The sequence below is a fragment of the Pseudomonas sp. ANT_J28 genome (genome assembly GCF_008370005.1).
In the GTDB taxonomy this organism is placed as follows: domain Bacteria; phylum Pseudomonadota; class Gammaproteobacteria; order Pseudomonadales; family Pseudomonadaceae; genus Aquipseudomonas; species Aquipseudomonas frigoris.
Genome location: NZ_VOBM01000056.1, coordinates 21242 through 36282 on the forward strand (window position 1 = coordinate 21242; position 15041 = coordinate 36282).

The 15041-nt window shown below is 57.0% G+C and carries 15 protein-coding genes and 2 pseudogenes; 9 read left to right on the plus strand and 8 right to left on the minus strand.

Going from position 1 to position 15041, the window contains the following annotated elements; translation table 11 throughout:
* Positions 1-16: 16 nt before the first annotated feature.
* Positions 17-2587, minus strand: a complete 2571-nt coding sequence (locus FQ187_RS27225) for an EAL domain-containing protein (protein ID WP_149631839.1) — start codon at positions 2585-2587, stop codon at positions 17-19.
* 360 nt (positions 2588-2947) lie between these two features.
* On the opposite strand from FQ187_RS27225, the gene FQ187_RS30620 reads away from it, so the two are divergent.
* Positions 2948-3271, plus strand: a complete 324-nt coding sequence (locus FQ187_RS30620) for a hypothetical protein (protein ID WP_256667462.1) — start codon at positions 2948-2950, stop codon at positions 3269-3271.
* A 32-nt stretch (positions 3272-3303) separates the two neighbouring features.
* Here FQ187_RS30620 and FQ187_RS27235 read toward each other — a convergent pair whose 3' ends face one another.
* The 6 genes and pseudogenes from FQ187_RS27235 to FQ187_RS27260 all read right to left on the minus strand — a co-directional run bounded on the left by FQ187_RS27235 (position 3304) and on the right by FQ187_RS27260 (position 10234).
* Positions 3304-4710: a DUF1254 domain-containing protein gene (locus FQ187_RS27235; protein WP_149631841.1), complete on the minus strand. Its 1407-nt coding sequence runs from the start codon at positions 4708-4710 to the stop codon at positions 3304-3306.
* A 143-nt stretch (positions 4711-4853) separates the two neighbouring features.
* Positions 4854-6425 (minus strand): GGDEF domain-containing protein, encoded by a 1572-nt coding sequence (locus tag FQ187_RS27240; protein ID WP_149631842.1) that lies wholly within the window; start codon positions 6423-6425, stop codon positions 4854-4856.
* A 112-nt stretch (positions 6426-6537) separates the two neighbouring features.
* Positions 6538-6892 (minus strand): annotated as a pseudogene (locus FQ187_RS27245) (class II aldolase/adducin family protein); the annotation flags it as partial.
* A gap of 194 nt (positions 6893-7086) precedes the next feature.
* Positions 7087-7341 (minus strand): hypothetical protein, encoded by a 255-nt coding sequence (locus tag FQ187_RS30625; protein ID WP_256667459.1) that lies wholly within the window; start codon positions 7339-7341, stop codon positions 7087-7089.
* A gap of 166 nt (positions 7342-7507) precedes the next feature.
* Positions 7508-8299, minus strand: a complete 792-nt coding sequence (locus tag FQ187_RS27255) for a lipopolysaccharide biosynthesis protein (RefSeq protein ID WP_256667460.1) — start codon at positions 8297-8299, stop codon at positions 7508-7510.
* 177 nt (positions 8300-8476) lie between these two features.
* Entirely contained in the window at positions 8477-10234 is a 1758-nt protein-coding gene (locus FQ187_RS27260) for a murein L,D-transpeptidase (RefSeq protein WP_149631843.1), read from the minus strand.
* Between the two features lie 82 nt (positions 10235-10316).
* Between FQ187_RS27260 and FQ187_RS27265 the strand changes: the two genes are divergently transcribed.
* The 7 genes and pseudogenes from FQ187_RS27265 to FQ187_RS27285 all read left to right on the plus strand — a co-directional run bounded on the left by FQ187_RS27265 (position 10317) and on the right by FQ187_RS27285 (position 13917).
* Positions 10317-11021, plus strand: a complete 705-nt coding sequence (locus FQ187_RS27265) for a murein L,D-transpeptidase catalytic domain family protein (protein ID WP_149631844.1) — start codon at positions 10317-10319, stop codon at positions 11019-11021.
* A pseudogene (locus FQ187_RS27270) lies at positions 11008-11688 on the plus strand (multicopper oxidase domain-containing protein); the annotation flags it as partial. The gene FQ187_RS27265 and the pseudogene FQ187_RS27270, both read left to right, overlap by 14 nt.
* The gene (locus tag FQ187_RS30065; RefSeq protein WP_178122776.1) at positions 11670-11822 is read left to right on the plus strand and encodes a hypothetical protein; all 153 of its coding nucleotides are present in this window, start codon (positions 11670-11672) and stop codon (positions 11820-11822) included. The pseudogene FQ187_RS27270 and the gene FQ187_RS30065, both read left to right, overlap by 19 nt.
* Positions 11819-11974 (plus strand): hypothetical protein, encoded by a 156-nt coding sequence (locus tag FQ187_RS30070; RefSeq protein ID WP_178122777.1) that lies wholly within the window; start codon positions 11819-11821, stop codon positions 11972-11974. The genes FQ187_RS30065 and FQ187_RS30070 overlap by 4 nt, the downstream gene beginning before the upstream one ends.
* Before the next feature lie 297 nt (positions 11975-12271).
* Positions 12272-12676 carry a hypothetical protein gene (locus FQ187_RS27275; protein ID WP_149631845.1) on the plus strand — a complete coding sequence of 135 codons (405 nt, stop codon included), beginning with the start codon at positions 12272-12274 and terminating at the stop codon, positions 12674-12676.
* Between the two features lie 100 nt (positions 12677-12776).
* Positions 12777-13046 (plus strand): heavy-metal-associated domain-containing protein, encoded by a 270-nt coding sequence (locus tag FQ187_RS27280; protein WP_149631846.1) that lies wholly within the window; start codon positions 12777-12779, stop codon positions 13044-13046.
* A gap of 85 nt (positions 13047-13131) precedes the next feature.
* Entirely contained in the window at positions 13132-13917 is a 786-nt protein-coding gene (locus tag FQ187_RS27285) for a transporter substrate-binding domain-containing protein (protein WP_149631847.1), read from the plus strand.
* Between the two features lie 111 nt (positions 13918-14028).
* On the opposite strand, the gene FQ187_RS27290 is transcribed toward FQ187_RS27285, so the two are convergent.
* Positions 14029-14247: a hypothetical protein gene (locus FQ187_RS27290; RefSeq protein WP_149631848.1), complete on the minus strand. Its 219-nt coding sequence runs from the start codon at positions 14245-14247 to the stop codon at positions 14029-14031.
* A gap of 320 nt (positions 14248-14567) precedes the next feature.
* On the opposite strand from FQ187_RS27290, the gene FQ187_RS27295 reads away from it, so the two are divergent.
* A complete protein-coding gene (locus FQ187_RS27295; protein ID WP_149631849.1) occupies positions 14568-14837 on the plus strand; it encodes a short-chain dehydrogenase in 270 nt (89 codons plus the stop codon).
* The last annotated feature ends 204 nt before the right edge of the window (positions 14838-15041 follow it).

Genomic DNA, 15041 nt, shown 5'->3' on the forward strand with positions numbered 1-15041 from the left:
GTTCCAACGCTCGCCCCTACACTGGGAACTCGTCATGCGACGCCTTGAGCAATGGCAGTAGCGCCTGCTTTTCCATAGGCCGACTCAAGTAGAAACCCTGCACCTCATTGCACTGGTCCGAGATCAGGAAGTCCAGTTGCTCCAGGGTCTCGACGCCCTCTGCCGTCACGGTCAGGCCCATGGCTTTGCCCAGGTTGATGATCGCCTGCACCACGGCGCGGTCATTGCCGCCGCCACTCATGGACGAGATGAAACGCTTGTCGATCTTGATCCCGTCGAACGGGTACGTGCGCAAGTAACCCAGGGACGAATAGCCGGTACCGAAGTCGTCCATGTTCAACCGCACGCCCAGTTCCTTGAGCGCATTCATGGTTGCCAACGCGCCATCCACATCGATGAGCATCACGTTTTCGGTGATTTCCAGCTCCAGACGACTGGCCGGTAAACGGGTCTGGATCAATGCCTCCCTGACGTCCTCCACCACATCGCTGCGGGCAAATTGAACAGGCGACAAATTGACCGACACCATCAACGCACCGGGCCAGGTCAGGGCCGTCTCACAGGCTTCGCGCAACACCCAGCGCCCCAAAGGCACGATCAGGTCAGTCTGCTCGGCCAAAGGGATAAACTCGTCGGGGCTCAGCAGTCCCTGCTCCGGATGCTGCCAGCGCAGCAACGCTTCCACCGAAACCACCTGCTTGCCGCTCAAGTTGTAGCGCGGCTGGTAATGCATCACGAACTCGTTGTTCTTGATCGCCCGGCGCAGGTCGTTTTCCAGTTGCCGGCGGTGCTGGATCTGATCGTTCATGTGCGGCGCAAAGTAGCACCAGGTCTTCTTGCCGTTGGATTTAGCCTGATACAGCGCAATGTCGGCACACCGGATCAGCTCATTGGGAATGTGACCCTGACGCCGACTCAAGGCGACACCGATGCTCGCGCCGATGTGCAGCGCGTGATGCTCGTAATGAATCGGCTGCTGAAGGCTCTCGAGCAAACGCTCGCAGAACCGGTCGATTTCGGCGTGGCTGTCCATGCCGTTGAGCACCAGCACAAACTCATCACCACCGAGCCGAGCCACCAGATCGATGTCCCGCGTGCACTCGCGCAATCGGGTGGCCACTTCCAGCAGCACGGCGTCGCCAGCCGGGTGACCGAGGGAATCGTTGATCGGCTTGAAGTTATCCAGATCGATCATCAACAGCGCCAGCGCCGCCGAATGCCCTTTCTGCGCCAGGGCCTCGTCGAGGTAACGCGCCAGCTTGTTGCGATTCGGCAGCCCCGTCAGGGCATCGTGCAACGACAGATGCTGGATCTGGGCATGGGCGGCGACTTCATCGGTGATGTCGCTGGCCGTTCCGCGATAGCCCACCACCGCGCCCTTGCGATGGATCGGTCGTGCCGAAACCCGGCAAATACGCTGTTGTCCCGACTGATCGCGATAGGAGCAGCGCAAATGGCTGACGGGCTGTTCTTCATTGAGCTTATGCAGCCACAGCGACAAGGGCAGCGTATCGCAATTGAGCAGTTGCCCGATGTCCTGCCCTATCCATTGCTGATCGGAAAAACCGGTGACGGTGGCGAAACGTCCTGACAGATAAGAGATGCAATGCTTGTCGTCGATTTCCCAGATCCAGTCGGAAGCGGCCTCAGCCACGGCACGAAAACGCTCTTCACTGGCCTCCAGCGCCTGGTTCGATAAATCGAGGCTGGTGTAGCTGGCATCCACATGCCCGGACGTGCGTAAGACATACCGGAAGAAATAAGCCGTTAACAACGCCAGCACCAACAGCGCACCGCCCAATGGCGGCAGCAGCGACCAGAGTAACTGGTGACCCGGCTGCTCAAGTCGGGAAACCAGGCTGTAGCCGGTGTTCGCCAGTGCCACGGCTGGCCTGCCGGGCGAGATGGCGTCATCAGGTGCCAGGTTTAAATCATGCAAGCCGTAATCGGCGCTCAAGGCGCTGAGCTTGTCAGGGCTTAACTGGTCGACGAATACCAGCACCGAGGTGCTTTGAGGATCGACCGCCGGCCTTTCGTCATTGGGAACGATCGCGGCAGCCGTCAGCAATGCCGGCTTGCCCTCGAACAGCGTGAACTGGCTGACGGGTTCAATGAGGCTTTCCTGACTCTGGACTGCCTCTATCAGCGTCGCCATTGATGCCGAAAGATAGGTGGTCGCAGCCTCCTGCACCTGAAGCCCGCGCACCACTGAATATTTGGTTTGCTGATGATCGACCACGAAGACGCCATCGTAGTGATCGATGCTGAACAAGGTTTTGCCCAGGTTCTGCTCGACGTAGGCCCATTGCACATCGACCTTGCCGTTCAAATGGTCGTAGGCGGACGTCCAGTTTGCATAACTGGCGACGTAGCTTTTCGAGGCGGTGATGCGGTTTTCCAGCGCGCGATGGGTGTAGAACGTGGTTTTGGACAGGTCCTGGGCGTCCAGCCGCCCGGCAATGTTGAACAAGGCCAACAGAGCGATCAGCACACCCAGAACAAACAGCAATCCGACGACAAACACCAGGTTACGGGTTATCGGCGTATGACGGGGAGCTGTGACGGTGGTAACGGCGGTCATATCCATGCACTTATCCTGTCAATCGATTGCCTGATCGGGATGCGACGCTCGCAATGCTTTTTTACCCGGGCACTCGCCGAACGCTTACTGAACATAGCAGCCATGCTGGGCCTTGGCGCCTGGATAACGCAAGCCATTGCCGCTAATGAAGAACCGATTACACGACCATTGCCAATGGACGGCCGCTGCCCTGTAATTGCACGGATCGCCCGCGTACCTTTTGATGCCGAGAATGCCTGCAGATGGACATACTGGAAGGCATCGTGCGCCACGAACGGATCATGCCGGACGGACGCAAGTGCCCTGTCCTTCACACCAACATCAGGTAACGACTCATCTTGGAGACGCACCATGATGACCATCAAAATGACTTCGCTGTTACTGGCTGGAGTGCTGTCCGCCCTGTCCGTTGGCATTTTTTCAGCCTCAGGCGATGGCGCTGATGCGACCGGTCCCCAATCGGGTTCAGTCAGCGGCTTGACAATGGCGCCCAACAATAACCCTGGCCAACCCTCGAGCGACCATAACGCTAACGGCGGCAATAGCGGATCGGGCTCGTCGGGTAGCGGAAATGGTGGCAATGCCGGGAACAGCGGCTCTGGCGCGGGGGGTGGCACGGGCGCGGCGGGCGGTGGAACGGGCGGTGCCGGCGGCGGGACGGGCAGCTGGACGCGTAAAAGCAGCCGATGATCGTCGGCTGCTTTTTGGCCTGAAACGCGGGACTAGGCTGGCTTGACCGGTGGCGGGTTCCACTTGCCGTTCAAAACCTCGGGCTTGGGCCCATACAAACGCATGGTCAGGTTGAACCCTCCCTTCGGTGCCGGCAGCCAATTGGCTTCAAGGCCCTTGCCGGGGTTTTCGTGTTGGAAGTAGATGTCCAGCGAACCATCGGCGTTCGTCTTGAACGGCATCCAGCTACTGAATGCAAAACGGTTGAGCGCATTACCGACCTGGAATCCTTCAGGGTCGTACAAGGTGATCGACCAGAAAGCGTTTACCGGCGGCATTTCACCCTTGTTGAAATGCAGCACGTACTTGTTCGCGCCATCGAGTGGTTTGCCTTCGACATCGCCGATGTTCAGCGGATAAATCGCATCCTCGGGCAAGTTGGCGCCGAGCCCGAGTTGCGTGACGATCGCGCGCTTGAGGTAGTAGTTGCCGTAGACGCCCATGGTGTCGGTGTTCATCGACCAGCCGTTGACCACGCGAGCGAGGGTTGGAACCTTCCACGTCATCAGCGTCTGCGCGTCCTCGGGCACGGTCCGAAGCGCTGCTTTGATTTCCGGGTCCAGCGCATCCATGTCGAAGGATGTTCCGGGTTCGATACCGATACGCTTCATCTGCGCCAGGATCGGTTGATCACTGATGTGTGCAGGGTGCACTTTGAGCAATTCGGCGGCGTAGGCGAAGTAGTCGGCCGCCGACATTGAGTCGACCTGGATCTTGGGCGGGGTCTTCATGTCCACGACCGGGTCAATGTTCACGCTGACCGGCTCGGGGCTTTTACCCAGTCGGGACAGCGGTGTCACGGTGTAGCCAGCCTGAATTTTGTGCACGGCCGCGTAGTCCGCGGCGCCGTCGGTCTGGGTGCGACCAATGACCCAGACAAAGGGCGTAGGCGCCGGCAGATGGTTCAATCCCACAGGTACCGTCCCGGTCCAGCCCGGCGGTGTCACCAGAAACTGCCCCGCTTGGGTGCCCGTGGTGCGCCAGCCTGGTGAGGCGAATACATCGGTCCACATGTCGAGCATCGGTAGCAAGTAAAAACGCCCGGCCGTATCGGGCGCTGCGATCACCAGCGGTTCTTTGGTCAAATCCAGCCAGGCAATGGAATACAAGGTGTCGAAGTTCGAGCGCACCACCCCTTTGAAATCGGCAGGTGGATACTGCGGCACGCTGACAAACATATTCATCGGACCTTTACCGAATTCCTTGCCCGGTTCGATGTTGGTGAATTGCTTGCGGGTGATGTCCATGGTCAACAACGGGTAAAAATAAAGGTAGGCATCCACGCCGATGGCGTGTGCTTCTTCGGCTGTGACTTTCGATTGAGCATGGCTCGCGAGCGGAAAGATGGCGCAGGCTGCAACGGTTAGAGCAACGGCTGTCAATGCTTGAGTAATCAACATTCTGACGATCATCCGTGCGGTGGGGAGACCTGCCGGGATCGGCAGCGTTACCGCAACTCTAGACGATCAATTGAAGAGGATCTGACAGGCAGACAGCCGGTTGGCCGGGGTGTTGCGCGGGTGAAACAACCTCGAGAGACACCTCAACGATCCGAACGCAGCAGTGCCTCGACACCGCCCTCCATCGACAGCACCGCCGAGCGGTTTCGCCCCGAATGCTTGGCTTGATACAGCGCCGCGTCCGCACGTTCGATGAACACTTCCATGCTGTCCCGCCCCGTCGGTACAAACGAATAACAACCCAGACTGACCGTCACAAAGCCCGAGGGTGAACCGCTATGGATGATGTTCTTGTCCATGACGCTGCGGCGGATCTGCTCGGCAATCACCATCGCGCCGTGAATGTCGGTGTCGGGCAGCAATACCGCAAACTCCTCACCGCCGTACCGCACGGCCAAATCGGCTTTTCGATGGCAGCATCCCTTCACCGCCCGCGCCACTTCAGCCAGGCAATGGTCCCCCGCCACGTGGCCGTAAGCGTCGTTGTAGCGCTTGAAGTAATCGATATCGAGCATGATCAGGCTCAGCGAACTCGACTGCCGGGCGCCTCGGCCGAACTCGATGTCCAGCGCTCCCTCGAACAGCCGGCGATTGCCCAGGCCGGTCAGGCTGTCGTGGGTCGCGATCAGCTTCAGCGCTTCCTTCGCCGTGCGCAAATCCGCCTCGACCCGTTCGCCGACACGCACCTGATAAAGGAACATCCAACCGAACAGCCCCACGCCCAGCACCACCAGGGCAACGATGACCGTGGAGCGAAACGCCGTGTCGTTCCAATCCTTGAGAATCGAATCCCTGGACGAGGCGGCAGACACGACCAGCGGATAAGAGTCGAGCTGACGGTAGCCATACAACCGCACAACACCATCGACCAGCGAGCGGAACATCGCGTTACCGGAAGGCGCGTTGGGCAGCAATTTCTCGAAGATTTCGCTCTTGGCCAGTGATGTGCCAATCAACGACTCCACAAACGGCCGTCGCGCCAGTAGCGTTCCGTCGGTCAATCCCAAAAACATCGAACCGTTCTCATCAATGCTGAAGCTTTTGAAGAACTGATCGAAGTACGCCATCTTGATACCGGCCAACAACACGCCCTGGAAATTGCCATTCTTGTCGTTCACCCGTTTGGATATCGGGATGATCCACTCGCCATTTTCCCGACTGCGAATCGCTGGCCCGATGTGCGCCAGGGGCGAGACGTTCTGTTGGTGAAACTTGAAGTACTCGCGATCCGCCACACCCGGGCCACGTGGCAGATTCTCGAAAGAGCTAACGATCCACTGCCCCTTCTGGTCGAACAGAAATATCCCGTGCAATTGATTCAGCGCCTGCACCCGCCGGGCGAATGTTTTCTGCATGCGTGGCTTTTGAGGCGCGCCGAAACCGTCAGCCTGAATCCAGTCTGTCAGACTGGTCAGCACCAGATCGGCTTGCATGAAGGTGTCTTCGGCCTGCTGCGCCATGGCCCGCGTCAGGTTTGAAGACGCCACTTGCGCCAAGGCCAGGTCATGCCGGCGTGACTGTTCCAGTTGCAGGTACAGCAAACCGCACAGGCTCAGGCACACGACCGCAATAAACAGCACCGCTGCTTTGCGCAGAGGTAGCCGTTTCAACGTGACGCCGGTGGCGTTGTGCGGATCGTGAAGAGGGATAGGCAAAAGCGCGTCCTGTAAGGGTAAGGCATGGGCAACACCCCAAAACCCTTATTTTTTGTGAGCTTAGTCTACGGGGGGGGGATGGGGCAAATGTCCTTTGGCTAGTCGCCGCATCGGCGACGATCACTCCGTGGTTCTTCAAAAACAGAATGTCGGCATCGCCCATGACGCTGGCAATCCGGTCGCCTTCAGACTCGTCGAGCGCCAGACCGTTGTAGTCTTCGTCCACCACGACGTTGCCCTGAAAATCGCACCAGCAGGTTGTCAGCGGTGACTTCTTCGAACGCGTAGCCGTAGGAGTTCACGAAAAACAGATCATCCCGAACCGGTACCATGGCGGAAAAGTGGTTGCAGATGCCCTCCTCCAAACCGTGCAGCGCCGCCAATTGAAAGCACGCCGCCAATTCCGTGCGAGCGGAGATGGCGGCCTCCGAATCGGGAGTTTTTGCGCGAGGAACTGGGCCAGGCATGATCACAAAGAATGGGCGTACCACAAACGCCCATTCCTTCACGAGAATCACCATCAAGGCGTGAGCTTCAGGTGTGCGTTGACGCTCCTATTCTTTGGGTCGACGAACCAATACTCATTATTGGCAACCTTCACTTGGCTGCACTCGGTTGGGTACCCATTAGGTATGACGCAAACAACACCGTCTTTCAGAGTCTACCGTTCTTTTTCCGGCGCGTTGGGCGCCATCTCGAACACATCAATATCATTGGGTAGAAACCTGATCGCGTAGGGGTGACTGCCCTGCCGGGTGGTTCCATAAAACTTCTTACCCACTAACGTGCTATGAATTTGCCCATCGTCTAGCGTCATCGCTGAGGCCGGAACCGGTGGAGGTTCATAACTATTGCTGGTTGCGCAGCCTGCCAAACAGACCATCAGGATCCACACGCCGAACTTTAATAAAGTCATGCCACCCCTTCCGTGTAAGTACCGGAAGAATGTCCGGATAAATCAAAGCTTAGGCGACGCTTATTTGCAGATCCGACGCAAGTGCCGAACGATTGACGGTCGATAAATAACACACACAAAAATGGGCGCCCCGAGTGCGCCCATTTCAATAAAGCCCAAACATCTTTTAGATAATCTTGTCGATCTCATCCAGCGTCACTCGGGGAATAAGTTCACCCGGAATTCTTGAGGAACTGGACAGGTTGTAGACCTGAAAATCATCATCCACGACGTACTTCGACAAGATCTCGAACGACGGCAGGATTCTCGTATAAAAATGCTGATCGAGCAGACATGGCGACGTTAACGTGTCGGCCTCTTCGTAAAAACGACTCACAGACTGATTCAAGTCGACGCCTACCAAAAACACCTTGGTAAAGCCCACGTGATAGGCAATCTGCAAAGCCAGATAAGCCACCGTACGGGCATCAAAAAAACCGCGTTTAAGGTTCTTGCTGAAACCAAGGGTTCTATTGCGTCCATTTCCGAGCTTGCGACTTCTGACCAGTTCTTTATCGGCCCTGAAAACCAAGTCCGTCCAGGAGAGCTTGGGCGCTCGGCCGAGTAAATACAGTTCGCCCTCAGGCGCTACCGTCGTATGCCAGATGTGCTCTTGCCACAGTGCAACCCGCTGACTGATGCGCATGGCCTCTGAAAACAATTCGGGTTGCTGTTCGGAAAAGCCTTGATCCGTACAGGCATAAAAGAACGGCTTGATACCTGTCCCGGAGAACATGGTAATGGCGCCGTTCATCGTGATCATCGGAACGTCTGCAAACTTTTCCAGTGGAAAATCTTTAGCGGACGCCCCCGAGGCGATGATAAACACGGCACCTTTTTGGATGTTGCGGCACTCATCGAAGTCATGCACATCAAGCATACCTGTGTTGAGTGACGGTTTTTTTTGCGCAACATCCATCTTCAATTTCCTATCCCTTTACATCGATGATCAGTAACTATTTTTGCATTGTGATAGTTTTCAACGGGTGAGCCAACCTTTTGGCTTCACCAACCCCGGAATCTGCGACAGGGCGCAAAGGTTGACGCAGAGCGCTTGCATCTTAGGTGCATCAATGACCTGCAAGTCCCGCTTCCTTCACGGCCATTGCCGGTTTTGCCCCGTCGCCACAGCGGAAGTTCCTGCTCGTCGCACATCCAGAATGGATAGCTCCGAAGGCAGGTTCAATCCCCGCAGTACCGCGGAATCGTATCCGTATACATCGGGTTTAAATATCACTCGACCATCGTTACTCAGGTCCACCGTCCAGTAAGCCAACAGCACCGGCACCTTGACGGGAAGCCGGATGTTTTCGGTCTTGCCGTTAGCCAACTGGGCCTGTATCCCGGCGCTATTCCAACGAACCGGGTCGTTGAACAGCAGTTCCACCAACTGCAGCGGGTTCTCCACCCGTATGCAGCCTGAACTGGTGGCACGGCGCGATTGAGCAAACAACTCGCGATGCGGCGTGTCGTGGAGGTAAATCGAATAGTCATTGGGAAACCGAATGACCACCTGCCCCAGCGAATTATCTGGCCCGGCATCCTGTCGCAGCGTGATACCGCGCGCGTTATCCCAGTCGACGGTCGACGGATCGAGCACATTCCCCTCTCGATCAAGGGCTCTTATACGGTTGGCGGCAAGGTAGCCAGGATCTCTATGAATCTTCGGCAGCATGTCTTGGACGAGGATGGTCGGTGGCACGGTCCAGGTGGGGTTGAACGTTACATAAGTAATCTCGGCTTGAAACACAGGCGTACTGCGAAACGGCTTGCCGACCTGAACCCGGGAACGCCATATCGCCTTACCGTCGCGATAAAGCGCCACCTTGTAACCCGCAATATCAACGATGACAAAAGTGCCCTGAAGTTTGTACAGCAACCAACGCGCGCGCTCCATGTTCACCCGAACCTGGTCTATCCGCGCCTCTACGGGCACATTCAACGCAGCCAGTGTCGCGCCCCCCGCCACGCCATCCGCCCCCAGGTATTGCTCGGTTTGATACTTTTTCACCGCCGCGGCGACGCTGTCGTCGTAATCAGTGCGTTGCTTCTTTGATGGGGTCAGATAACCACCCGCCACCAAGCGTGCTCGCAACTGCGCGACAGAGGCGCCATCCATGCCTGGCTTGAGGGATTGGCCTTCGGCAATCTTCGGCCAGCCGCCAGCGTCCCGAACCTTGCGCAGTTGCGCCAGGCCCACGCGCAGGCTGCGGTAAACCGCCTCTTGTGGCGGTGCTTCGGCGAAAGCGCGCGCCACGTCATGAGCATTGAGCGCGGCGAACAAGTTATTCATGTCTCCACGAGGATCGGCGCCCACAGGGTCGAAATTCCAATGGATGTCCAGACGCGAAGGGTCAACCTTGCCGCGCCGTAATTGCAGCAGCGCCGTGATAAAGGTCCGGGTGGCCGCGATATCGAACGCCGCCCGTTGCGCCAGCGTCGGCTCTGTTGCCTGCATCGACGCCCTGGCGTTCGCCAACTCATCAATATGAAAGTCCGCAGGGTCCAGCCCGTCGGCCTGGGTGCCGCTCAGGCTTTTCAATAACTGAATGACATCGCTGTCGTTCGTCCAGGCCGAGCGATAACCCCGATGCATGTAAAAATCCATGAGCACGCGACTCGGATCCAGCCGTTGATGGCCGCGTGAAGTGAGCAAGGGTGGAAACGCTGAACTCAATGGCTCAAGTGCCGCCTGAATCGCTTGAGCGACGTAATCGTCAGGTGCTGCGCCAGTTCTGCTGATGACTGCAGATATCACCTCAATCGGCGAAGTTTCTGCAATCGCTGCGCCGCTGATCAGAAAGCCCATAAAAAAGATGCGGCTTATGACGAATAACCTTGTTAACTGCCCCATGGATAATCCTTAATCGCCCCCGTATTCAACGGCTAGCATCCTGCACACTGCTAGACTCGAAACATTAATGTGAGACTTACATATGGCGCGAGACCGCTTTGGTTTCCTATTCACGGCCCTGCTGCTGACGTCAGTTTCGGTACCGGCAGCCTACGCCGATTCGCTTGAAGCCGCGCTGCTCAAAGCAGCACCAGGCGCTAACGCCAAAGTCATCGGGCTGGCCGTACGCGCTACCCAATGCAGCTTGGCCCAAGGTAAAGCACCTGTCCAAAGACTTGCCGTCATCGATTACTCACTGCCTTCGACCGAACAACGGTTGTGGGTGTTCGATCTGAAGAAACGTAAATTGCTGTTCCATGAACTGGTTGCCCACGGTCGCAATAGCGGCGAGAACATGGCGGTCAAGTTTTCCAACCAGAATGAAAGCTTTGCCACCAGCCTTGGTTTGTACCGCACCCAATCGAGCTATGTCGGCCAGAACGGTTATTCGTTGCGCATGGAAGGACTGGAACCGGGCTTCAATGACAACGCATTTGAGCGGGCGATCGTTATTCACGGGGCGCCCTATGTCAGTCCGGTTCTTGCCCGAGCGAATGGCCGGATTGGCAGAAGCCTGGGTTGTCCGGCTGTGCGGCCGGCGATTGCGCATAAGTTGATTGATTCGATGAAAGATGGGCAGTTGTTGTTTTCTTATTATCCGGATCAGCGTTGGTTGAAGTCGTCTTCGTATATCAATTGCGGTGGCAGCACCGTAGCCGCAGCATTAACGCCCGATACACGCCAATAAATACTCCAACACATCAAGACGCACCTTCGTGAAGGGGCTGGCCGCGGGCGGGCTCCTCGGCGGCCTCGGGTTATGGCGCACGCCTGTCTGGGCGGTCACCAGTCCGGGCGAGCCTCAGGTACTGGCGGGCACCGATTTCGACCTGCTCATCGGCGAAACCCCGGTCAACATCACCGGCAACCCGCGTATCGCAATGACCATCAACGGCGGTATTCCCGGCCCCCTGCTGCGTTGGCGCGAAGCTGACACGGTGACGCTGCGGGTGAGGAACAAACTCAACGCCGACACCTCCATTCACTGGCACGGCATCTTGCTGCCGGCCAACATGGACGGCGTGCCGGGGCTGAGTTTTCACCGCATCGAGCCGGATGGCATGTACGTCTACCAGTTCAAGATCCGGCAGAACGGCACTTACTGGTACCACAGCCATTCGGGTTTTCAGTAGCAGTCAGGCGTTTACGGGCCGTTGGTGATTGATGCCAAGGAGCCGGAGCCGTTCCAGTACGACCGCGATTACGTGGTGATGCTGACCGACTGGACCGATGAAGATACGGTCGGCCTGATGAAGACGCTGAAAAAACAGTCCGATTACTACAACTACAACAAGCCCACCGTGGGTGATTTCATCCACGACGTCAGCGAGAAAGGTTGGGGGTCCACGGTCGCCGCGTCCTGACCTATTCCGACCTGCGCAGCACCTTCGAAGACCCGGACGGCCGCGAGCCCAGCCGTACGATCGAACTGCACCTCACCGGCCACATGGAGAAATTCGCGTTCCGTGAAGTTTGGGTGGAAGAATGAGGCGCCCACCCAAGACCAGACTCACTCCAATCTCTTTGGCACTCGTGACCGCGAGCCTGACACTCTCTTCGGCGATGGCCGCCACCGACGACATGCAGAACATGGATCACAGCCAGATGCCGGGCATGGACGACGGCCAGAGATGGAAATGAGCGCGGAGTAACGTAAAGGGGCATCACGTGATATGGATCAATGACGGCCTCTTGCTCAGGACTAAGCTCAAGATAATCCCTCGGATCGAGTACACACTATGCTCTGGTTCCGCACTCACCTACCGCTGCTGATCCGCCAAGTGCTCGCACTGTGGCCGCCAGCACGCCTGCGCTTCGCTCACTTCAACAATCAACACCGTCCTCCGAGCGCCCGGAACTCCGGCCGCCCCCCTTTGGCTTCGCCTCTTTAGCGCGGCTCAATACATCCTGTACGTCCCTGACTCACTGGAGATTGCCATGCATACGCCCTTCAAAGCACTCGTCGCCGCACTGCTCATCAGTAGCCCATTGGTTGCTCTGGCCGTCGAGGAACATCACCCCGACACACCGCCAACCGCACCGGCCACCGCCACCGCCACCGCCACCGCGCAAGACAAGGCCATGAGCGAACAGATGCAAAAAATGCAGGCGGCCCACGAAAAAATGATCGCCGCCAAAACCCCGGCCGAACGCCAGGCCGCCATGCAAGAAGGCATGGCCACGATGAAGGACAGCATGGGCATGATGCACAACCATTGCCAAGGCATGGGAATGGGCAAAGGCATGTCCGGCGGCAAGGACCGCTCAGACCAGATGATGGGCATGATGATGAAAATGATGGATGAGCAGTCGAGCATGATGAAGATGCCGATGAGCAACTAACGTTTTTAAAGAAGCGCTTGACCTTGCCATCGTGGCAGGGTCAACCATCGATCCACGGTCATCACGCCACCTGCCACTCACAGTAAAAGAGGTTTACGTAATGAACAGTACTGAACTGCAAGTCGAAGGCATGAGCTGCGGGAGTTGCGTCAAACACATCAACGCCGCGTTACAGCCGCTCGCCGGAGTGGGTGAAGTGACTGTCGATCTGGCGTCCGGTCGGGTCAAGGTGACTGGGGAAGTCGAGAGCGATGTTCTGTTATCGGCACTGAAGGAGGCAGGGTATCCAGCAAGCGTACTGACAGAAGACAAGCATGAAAGCGTAAAGAAAAAATCTGGCTGCGGCGGTTCAAGTTGCTGCTGTCACTGAGTCCGCCCCGGCGAGGATGATGTTGAGCGGTGCAGCAGAAAGTAAGTACTCTCTGCCCCCACTCCATCATGGAAGCCGGATAACAATGAACATCCTAAAAAGCACAATGATGCTCGGTGGCCTGCTTGCTCTATCGTTTGGCGCTCAGGCAGAGCAATCGCATTTGGACAGCGTCATCCAACAGGGCCAACTGCGCGTGTGCACAACAGGCGACTACAAACCCTATACCGTCAAAGCCGAGGACGGCGAATACTCGGGCATCGACATCGCCATGGCCCGTTCGCTGGCCGACAGCCTGGGCGCCAAAGTCGAGTGGGTGCAGACCACCTGGAAAACCCTGATGCCCGACATGCTCGCGGGCAAATGCGACATCGGCGTCGGCGGCATCTCGGTCACGCTGGAGCGTCAGAAAAAAGCCTTCTTCAGCACCACGCTGGACGTCGACGGCAAAATCCCGCTGGTGCGCTGCGAGGATCAGGCGCTGTACCAGACCGTCGAGCAAATCAACCAGCCTTCGGTTCGCCTGGTCGAACCGGCCGGCGGCACCAACGAGGCCTTTGTTCACGCCTTTCTACCCAAGGCGCAATTACGCCTTCACGACAACGTGACCATCTTCCAGGAACTGCTGGACAAGAGGGCTGACGTGATGATCACCGATGCTTCGGAAGCGCTCTATCAGCAGAAACTCAAACCGGGTCTGTGCGCGGTGAACCCGAAGCAATTCATGCAATATGGCGAAAAGGCTTATTTGCTACCGCGTGATGACATGACTTGGAAGTTGTACGTCGATCAGTGGTTGCACCTGGCCAAAGTCACAGGCAACTACCAAAAAGTTTTGGGCCAATGGATAGCGACACCCGAGCCCAAATAACCGCCACCTACTCGATCCATGTAGCAGCTGGCGCAGCCTGCGTCCGACTGCGCAGCAGTCGCCCCTCGGAGAACACGCAACGGCAGAAATAACGCTCCGTTGCGTCACACCCTAGTCGTCGTGCAACAACCCCGAACCGTACTCGCCGAAGCTGTTGCCGAGCGCACTGCCATGGAAATTCATCTTATTGGGGTTGTTAGTAGGCCCCGGACCAAAACCGGCAGACGGAAGGGTGGCTTCCGAATATTCGCTATGGGTGCTTGCACCCGAACAGGCGCTCAACAGCAATGCACCGGCGATCAGAGAGACTTTGAAGAGGTTCGAGATCATTTTTCAGTTTCCTGTGGGTTGGAAGCGCGGTGACCTTAGGTAGTCATCCTATGCCGAGAGACCATCAGGAATTATGAAACTTTGATGGGCGACAGCGTTGGTTCAGGTGCTGCGGTTTCCTGATGCAAAAAAGGGTGTTCCCCAGACAAACTGTCGAAAGAGCAACGTCCTACACGACTCTGGGAATTGTCCGTACACTTGTCCATTGCTGCGCTTTTGTCACGAGGCCTATAGTCCACCCAACGCCAAAATGGCGTGTCGGGTTTGGCGACCCGATGCAATTGGAGTGATAGATCCCTTAAGTTAATGGAGCTTCACTTATGAACGAATATATGGCTTTAACCAGCAATGCCGACGACCTTCCCTCGCTGTATGTAAATACCACCCAACCGCTGCACTCACTGCTTAGCACCGCACGCTACCGAATTGGCGCGGTAACGCAGACCCTGGAAAACCTCGCGATGCGTGGCGATATCACCACGGACTCGGTAATACTCAGTGACTTCGCATTGCTTTGCTGCATACCTTTGCGTGATGGATGCGATGTGCTGGATGTCGTTGCGCGACGTATGGATGCTGAACCGTCCTGACGTCACAAAGGGGCGCCCACCCGGACGCCCCTCCGCTCATGGGCACTCCGAGACCAGCACAGAACAATCGCAGAAAAGTGCAGTGGTCTAATTTCCCCGGACACCCCGATAGGTGGAAAATACACCTATTGAGGAGTTCTCCATGACCGACAAACGCAAAGTATTCGACGACAGCTTCAAGCTGGAAGTTGTAAAGATGATCAA

Excerpts from the sequence above, each read along its gene's own strand:
- FQ187_RS30070 (WP_178122777.1), top strand. The coding sequence starts at position 11,819 with ATGAGGCGCCCACCCAAGACCAGACTCACTCCAATCTCTTTGGCACTC.
- FQ187_RS27275 (WP_149631845.1), top strand. The coding sequence starts at position 12,272 with ATGCATACGCCCTTCAAAGCACTCGTCGCCGCACTGCTCATCAGTAGC.
- FQ187_RS27285 (WP_149631847.1), top strand. The coding sequence starts at position 13,132 with ATGAACATCCTAAAAAGCACAATGATGCTCGGTGGCCTGCTTGCTCTA.
- FQ187_RS30625 (WP_256667459.1), bottom strand. The coding sequence starts at position 7,341 with ATGACTTTATTAAAGTTCGGCGTGTGGATCCTGATGGTCTGTTTGGCA.
- FQ187_RS27295 (WP_149631849.1), top strand. The coding sequence starts at position 14,568 with ATGAACGAATATATGGCTTTAACCAGCAATGCCGACGACCTTCCCTCG.
- FQ187_RS27255 (WP_256667460.1), bottom strand. The coding sequence starts at position 8,299 with ATGGATGTTGCGCAAAAAAAACCGTCACTCAACACAGGTATGCTTGAT.
- FQ187_RS27290 (WP_149631848.1), bottom strand. The coding sequence starts at position 14,247 with ATGATCTCGAACCTCTTCAAAGTCTCTCTGATCGCCGGTGCATTGCTG.
- FQ187_RS27225 (WP_149631839.1), bottom strand. The coding sequence starts at position 2,587 with ATGGATATGACCGCCGTTACCACCGTCACAGCTCCCCGTCATACGCCG.
- FQ187_RS30620 (WP_256667462.1), top strand. The coding sequence starts at position 2,948 with ATGACTTCGCTGTTACTGGCTGGAGTGCTGTCCGCCCTGTCCGTTGGC.
- FQ187_RS27280 (WP_149631846.1), top strand. The coding sequence starts at position 12,777 with ATGAACAGTACTGAACTGCAAGTCGAAGGCATGAGCTGCGGGAGTTGC.
- FQ187_RS27235 (WP_149631841.1), bottom strand. The coding sequence starts at position 4,710 with ATGTTGATTACTCAAGCATTGACAGCCGTTGCTCTAACCGTTGCAGCC.
- FQ187_RS27260 (WP_149631843.1), bottom strand. The coding sequence starts at position 10,234 with ATGGGGCAGTTAACAAGGTTATTCGTCATAAGCCGCATCTTTTTTATG.
- FQ187_RS27265 (WP_149631844.1), top strand. The coding sequence starts at position 10,317 with ATGGCGCGAGACCGCTTTGGTTTCCTATTCACGGCCCTGCTGCTGACG.